6 protein-coding genes are annotated in these 5200 nt (G+C 64.3%); 3 read left to right on the top strand and 3 right to left on the bottom strand.

All coding sequences use genetic code 11. The features are described from left to right. Nucleotides 1–129 (bottom strand): prepilin-type N-terminal cleavage/methylation domain-containing protein (locus QZT63_RS10065; RefSeq protein ID WP_290650833.1); only part of this gene is annotated, 129 nt, incomplete at its 3' end. A gap of 633 nt (nt 130–762) precedes the next feature. Here QZT63_RS10065 and pyrC point away from each other — a divergent pair. Then, on the top strand, nt 763–1794 hold the full coding sequence (pyrC, locus tag QZT63_RS10060; protein WP_290650831.1) for a dihydroorotase: 1032 nt from the start codon (nt 763–765) through the stop codon (nt 1792–1794). Nucleotides 1795–1811: 17 nt separating this feature from the next. Beyond that, complete coding sequence (rnt, locus tag QZT63_RS10055) at nt 1812–2456, top strand: ribonuclease T (RefSeq protein WP_290650832.1); 645 nt, start codon at nt 1812–1814, stop codon at nt 2454–2456. 81 nt (nt 2457–2537) lie between these two features. On the opposite strand, the gene QZT63_RS10050 is transcribed toward rnt, so the two are convergent. Both QZT63_RS10050 and grxD read right to left on the bottom strand, forming a co-directional pair. Next, nucleotides 2538–3164 (bottom strand): superoxide dismutase, encoded by a 627-nt coding sequence (locus tag QZT63_RS10050; RefSeq protein ID WP_290650829.1) that lies wholly within the window; start codon nt 3162–3164, stop codon nt 2538–2540. A 196-nt stretch (nt 3165–3360) separates the two neighbouring features. Continuing rightward, nucleotides 3361–3696 (bottom strand): Grx4 family monothiol glutaredoxin, encoded by a 336-nt coding sequence (gene grxD, locus QZT63_RS10045; RefSeq protein ID WP_290650828.1) that lies wholly within the window; start codon nt 3694–3696, stop codon nt 3361–3363. Nucleotides 3697–3942: 246 nt separating this feature from the next. Between grxD and QZT63_RS10040 the strand changes: the two genes are divergently transcribed. After that, nucleotides 3943–5124 carry an aspartate aminotransferase family protein gene (locus tag QZT63_RS10040; RefSeq protein ID WP_290650827.1) on the top strand — a complete coding sequence of 394 codons (1182 nt, stop codon included), beginning with the start codon at nt 3943–3945 and terminating at the stop codon, nt 5122–5124. Nucleotides 5125–5200: the final 76 nt, after the last annotated feature.

The raw sequence follows: 5200 nt of genomic DNA, 5'->3' as shown, positions 1-5200 counted from the left end.
TACCGTACGATTGTTCTGAACAAGCACTTGCATGTTGGGCACTGCGACGGTGAGCAGTATTGAGGCCACTGCGAGCGTAACCAGCAGCTCGAGCAACGTGATGCCACGATGCCGGTGTCGAGCGCGCATCTGGGCGCCATGGACTACGTCTTTGTCACGCACCCATGACTCCAATGGCTCACTGCGTCTGGCCAAGTGCGTTGATCGGTATCTCTGATGCGCTGAAGGTGTGGAGACATCGGGGTCACGGTCCAGTCGCGGGATGAGTCCTTGTGCCTCCCGTTTTTCGAATGCATCGCGCTCGCTCCTGGGCCTCGACCGATCAGACGGTGATTCTTATCGTTACCGCAGTGTAGGCGCAGCACGACACTGGAAACTGGGCCTACTTCACAGTTTCCACCTGCCACCGGCACTTTCCCTGTCGTCCCGATGGTCATACCGTTATTCTTCCCGCCTATAGCGGCGCACCCCGGGCAAGCACCGGCAATGACGCACCTTGCGGTGTCGGCGGGACAGGTGACGGCGCTTCAGGCAATGGAACACATCGGCGAAGACACCGTGGCGTGCTGAATGAGCGACATCACCCGCATTGGCTACAGCGCGCTCGCAACTGACCTCGGCGTCGCGGCGCCCGTCCGCGGCGCGGTCCATGAATCAGCCACTTACATGGCCGATTCACCTTGCCCTCGGTCAATTCGCGACTTGGCCGCTTGGTCGCGTTATACTCGGCGCTCGTTTGCGCTAAATCGATCTGTACGCCTAATGGACCGCATCACCCTCACCCTGCCCGATGACTGGCACCTGCACGTGCGTGACGGCGATGTGCTCAAGCACGTTGTGCCCTACTCGGCACGGCGCTTCGGGCGGGCGATCATCATGCCCAACCTGAAACCGCCGGTGACCACGGTCGAGCAGGCGCGGGCCTATCGGGAGCGGATTCTGGCCGCGCTGCCGGCGGGCAGCGGCTTCGAGCCGCTGATGACGTTGTATTTGACAGAGCGCACACCCGCTGCAGAGATTGACCGGGCCATGGCCAGCGGGCTCATCCATGCCGTGAAGCTGTATCCCGCCGGCGCCACCACCAACTCCGACGCCGGCGTAACGGACCTGCGCCGGTGCGATGAGACGCTGGCGGCCATGGCCAAGGCGGGACTGCCGCTGCTCGTCCACGGCGAGGTAACCACCGAGGGTGTGGATGTGTTCGACCGCGAGGCCCGCTTTCTAGAGGAGCGCCTGGCCCCGCTGCTGGCCCGCCACCCGCGCCTGCGCATCGTCTGCGAGCACATCACGACCCGGGAGGCAGCCGAGTTTGTCCGCGGGGCGCCGGATACCGTGGCGGCAACCATCACGTGCCACCATCTGCTCTTTAATCGCAATCACATGCTGGCCGGCGGCATCCGCCCCCATTATTACTGCCTGCCGATTCTCAAGCGCGAGCGGGATCGTGCGACATTGCTTGAGGCAGCGACGTCCGGCAATCCGAAGTTCTTTCTCGGTACGGACAGCGCGCCCCACGCCCGTGGCGATAAGGAGGCGGCCTGCGGCTGTGCCGGCTGCTTCACCGCGCCCGCGGCCATGGAACTCTACGCCGAGGCCTTCGAAGCCGTTGGCCGGCTGGACCGCATGGAGGGGTTCGCCAGCCACTTCGGCGCGGATTTCTACGGTCTCCCGCGCAACGCGCGTACCCTCACCCTTGTCCGGGAACCATGGACGCTGCCAGCGAGCTACGCCTTCGGCGCGGGCCACGTTGTCCCATTGCGAGCAGGAGAAACCCTTCCATGGCGCCTGATCTGAGCCAAACCGAGTCGACCATGTCCGAACACGAACCCAGTACCGCCGCGCCAGGGACCCGCATCGCTCGTCGCTTCCGCAGCTTTCTTCCCGTGGTTGTCGACGTGGAGACGGGCGGCCTCAATCCGCAAACCGATGCGCTGCTGCAGCTTGCGGCGGTGATTCTGCGCATGGATGACCAGGGCAGGCTCTACCGGGCCGAGACCCATGCGTTGCACGTGCGCGCGTTCGACGGGGCGAACATCGACCCGAAATCCCTGGAGATCAACGGCATCAGGCCGGACCATCCGCTGCGCATCGCCTATGGCGAACAGGATGCGCTGGGCCGGGTGTTCAAGCCGATCCGCCAGGAAGTGCGCGACACCGGGTGCACGCGGGCGATCCTGGTCGGCCACAACGCCACGTTCGACCTGAACTTCCTGAATGCCGCCGTGGAGCGCTGCGGCATCCGCCGCAACCCCTTCCACCCCTTCGGCAGCTTCGACACCGCCACCCTGGCGGGGCTTGCCTTCGGGCAGACGGTACTGGCCAAAGCCCTCAAGGCCGCGGACTTGGGCTGGGACGGCGACGAAGCGCATTCCGCGGTTTATGACGCGGAAAAGACAGCGGATCTGTTCTGCGAGATCGTCAACTTGTGGGATACGCATATCGGCATCCCGGGGTAGGCCCGCTGGGCTCGCGGCTCATCTTGCTTCACAAAAAACCCCGCCGCAGCGGGGTTTTTTTGCTGGTGACTGCGTCAGCGTTTACTTCGCACCGGCGTAGCGCTTGGCCACATCGTCCCAGTTGACGACATTCCAAAACGCGGCCACGTAGTCCGGGCGCCGGTTCTGATAATTCAGATAGTAGGCGTGCTCCCACACGTCCACGCCCAACAGCGGGGTACCCGGCACATCGGCGATATCTTCCATCAGCGGGCTGTCCTGGTTCGGCGTCGAGGTCACGCGCAGCTTGCCGCTGCCGTCGCGGACCAGCCACGCCCAGCCGGAACCAAAGCGACCGATGGCCGCGTTGGTGAATTCCTCCTTGAACGCATCGAGGCTGCCGAAGGTGCTCTTGATGGCATCGGCCAGCTCGCCGGTCGGCTCGCCACCACCGCTCGGGCTCATCATCTGCCAGAACATGCTGTGGTTGGCGTGGCCGCCGCCGTTGTTACGCACGGGTGTCTGGATATCGGCCGGCAGGTCCTTGATCCGCGTGATCAGCACTTCCACGGGCTTGGACGCCAAATCCGGGTGTTTCTCGAGCGCGCCATTGAGCTTGGTCACATAGGTGTTGTGATGCTTGCCATGGTGAATCTCCATGGTCATGGCATCGATATGCGGTTCCAGGGCGTTGTGCGCGTAGGGTAGGTCCGGGAGTTCGTGAGCCATTATCCTGCCTCCTTGGTTTGTAAAACATTGCGAACCGCGGTCAATCAGCACCGCCGCAATTGAACCCTGTCTGTGGATGCGCCTTGATACACGTGCGGGCGAGCCGCGCCATTTTCAACACCCTCCTATAGCACACCTCCATAACAAACGCCCCGGCAGTAACCGGGGCGCTGTCAGGAAGCAGGACGGGTGACGCTCAGGCGCCGCTGCTATGGCTGGTGGCGGATTCCTTGACCATCTTCTCGAGATCACCGCTTTCATACATCTCAAGGATGATGTCGCATCCGCCCACGAGCTCGCCGTTGACGTAGAGCTGGGGAATGGTGGGCCAGTTCCCGAACTCCTTGATGCCCTGACGGATACGCTCGTCTTCGAGCACGTTCACGTAGGCGAACTGCACTTCACAGCCCGCCAGAGCCTGGGAGGCTTTCTGGGAGAAGCCACACTGGGGAAACTGCGGTGTTCCCTTCATGAACAGAATAACCGGATGGCTGTCCACCTGCTTCTTGATGGCTTCCTGAACCTCATCCATTGCCTGAACACCTCTTTTCGGTCGGGGCGCCGCCGGCAGCCGGGGGCATGGGCGGCGCGGTCGTTAATCATGTATCCAGTGTACGCGTTCCCGGCGACCCTGAAAACGGCCTTGCCGGGCGTACACCCCCTTTCTATACTCTCAATCTTCCCGGCAGCCTCCGTCGGGAGTCGCTGGGCTGATCCGCAGTATCGGCTCCAGTGGTTCCCTCGGCGCTGCCTTTTTGTTTTTGCGAGCACGCAGACCATGGCGCACACCTTAATGCACACCTACAACCGGCTGCCGGTGCGATTTCGCCGTGGCGAGGGGGCATGGCTCTGGGACGAGGACGATCAGCCGTACCTGGATGCGCTGAGCGGGATTGCCGTGTGCGGCCTTGGCCATGCGCACCCCCGGGTCACGGCGGCACTGCGGCAGCAAGCGCAGACGCTGGTGCATACGTCCAACCTGTACGGCGTCCCGCTGCAGGAAACCCTGGCTGACGCCCTGTGCGAACGCACGGGTATGGACCGCGTGTTCTTCTGCAATTCCGGCGCGGAGGCCAATGAAGCGGCCATCAAACTCGCCCGCCTGCATGGCCACCGGGCCGGCGTCGAGCGGCCCCGAATCCTGGTGCTGGACAACGCCTTCCACGGCCGCACATTGGCCACGCTGGCGGCCACCGGCAATGCCCGAGCCCAGGAAGGCTTCGGGCCGTTGCCGGACGGCTTCCTGCGGGTGGCGTACAATGACCTGGCGGCCATCGAGAAAGCGGCAGACGAGCATGCGGGTATCGTCGCCGTGCTCGCCGAGCCGATCCAGGGCGAAGGCGGCGTGCAGGTGCCCGACGCCGGCTATCTCCAGGGATTGCGGGCGCGCTGCGATGAGCGCGGCTGGCTGCTGATGCTCGATGAAGTCCAGACGGGGGTCGGGCGCACCGGCGCCTGGCTGGCGAGCCAGCATGAACTGGTGGTGCCCGATGTCCTCAGCCTGGCCAAAGGGCTCGGTAACGGCGTGCCCATTGGCGCATGCCTCGCCCGCGGTGCGGCTGCCGACGTCCTGGGACCGGGCAGTCACGGATCCACCTTCGGCGGCAACCCGCTGGCCGCCAGCGCGGCGTTGGCGGTGGTGGCAACGCTGGACGCCGAGGGCCTGATCGCGCGTGCCGCCGCACTCGGCCACCGCATGCGGGATCGCTTTCGGGATGCGCTGCGCACCGAGCCCGCGGTGACGGCCATCCGCGGCCGCGGGCTTATGATCGGCATCGAGCTGGATCACCCCTGCGGCGATCTGGTGCAGCGCGCCCTGGAAGAGCGCTTACTGATCAATGTCACGGCACAGTCCGTCGTCCGTCTGTTGCCGCCTTTGATCATCTCCGATGTAGAAGCCGAGCGCATCAGCGAGCAGGTCATCCAACTGATCCGCGACTTCGTCCGCGACGGGAGGTAACCCCCATGGACGCCCGCCATTTCCTCACTCTGCGAGACTTTACGCCGGACACCCTGCACCGCCTCATCCGCCGCGC

Origin of the sequence: Aquisalimonas sp., from assembly GCF_007120195.1 — a bacterium.
Taxonomy (GTDB): domain Bacteria; phylum Pseudomonadota; class Gammaproteobacteria; order Nitrococcales; family Aquisalimonadaceae; genus Aquisalimonas.
This window is presented reverse-complemented; position numbering and strand designations above follow the sequence as displayed.

Bases quoted from the DNA above. Each gene is read 5' to 3' on its own strand.
- pyrC (WP_290650831.1), top strand. From the start codon at position 763: ATGGACCGCATCACCCTCACCCTGCCCGATGACTGGCACCTGCACGTG.
- QZT63_RS10040 (WP_290650827.1), top strand. From the start codon at position 3,943: ATGGCGCACACCTTAATGCACACCTACAACCGGCTGCCGGTGCGATTT.
- rnt (WP_290650832.1), top strand. From the start codon at position 1,812: ATGTCCGAACACGAACCCAGTACCGCCGCGCCAGGGACCCGCATCGCT.
- grxD (WP_290650828.1), bottom strand. From the start codon at position 3,696: ATGGATGAGGTTCAGGAAGCCATCAAGAAGCAGGTGGACAGCCATCCG.
- QZT63_RS10050 (WP_290650829.1), bottom strand. From the start codon at position 3,164: ATGGCTCACGAACTCCCGGACCTACCCTACGCGCACAACGCCCTGGAA.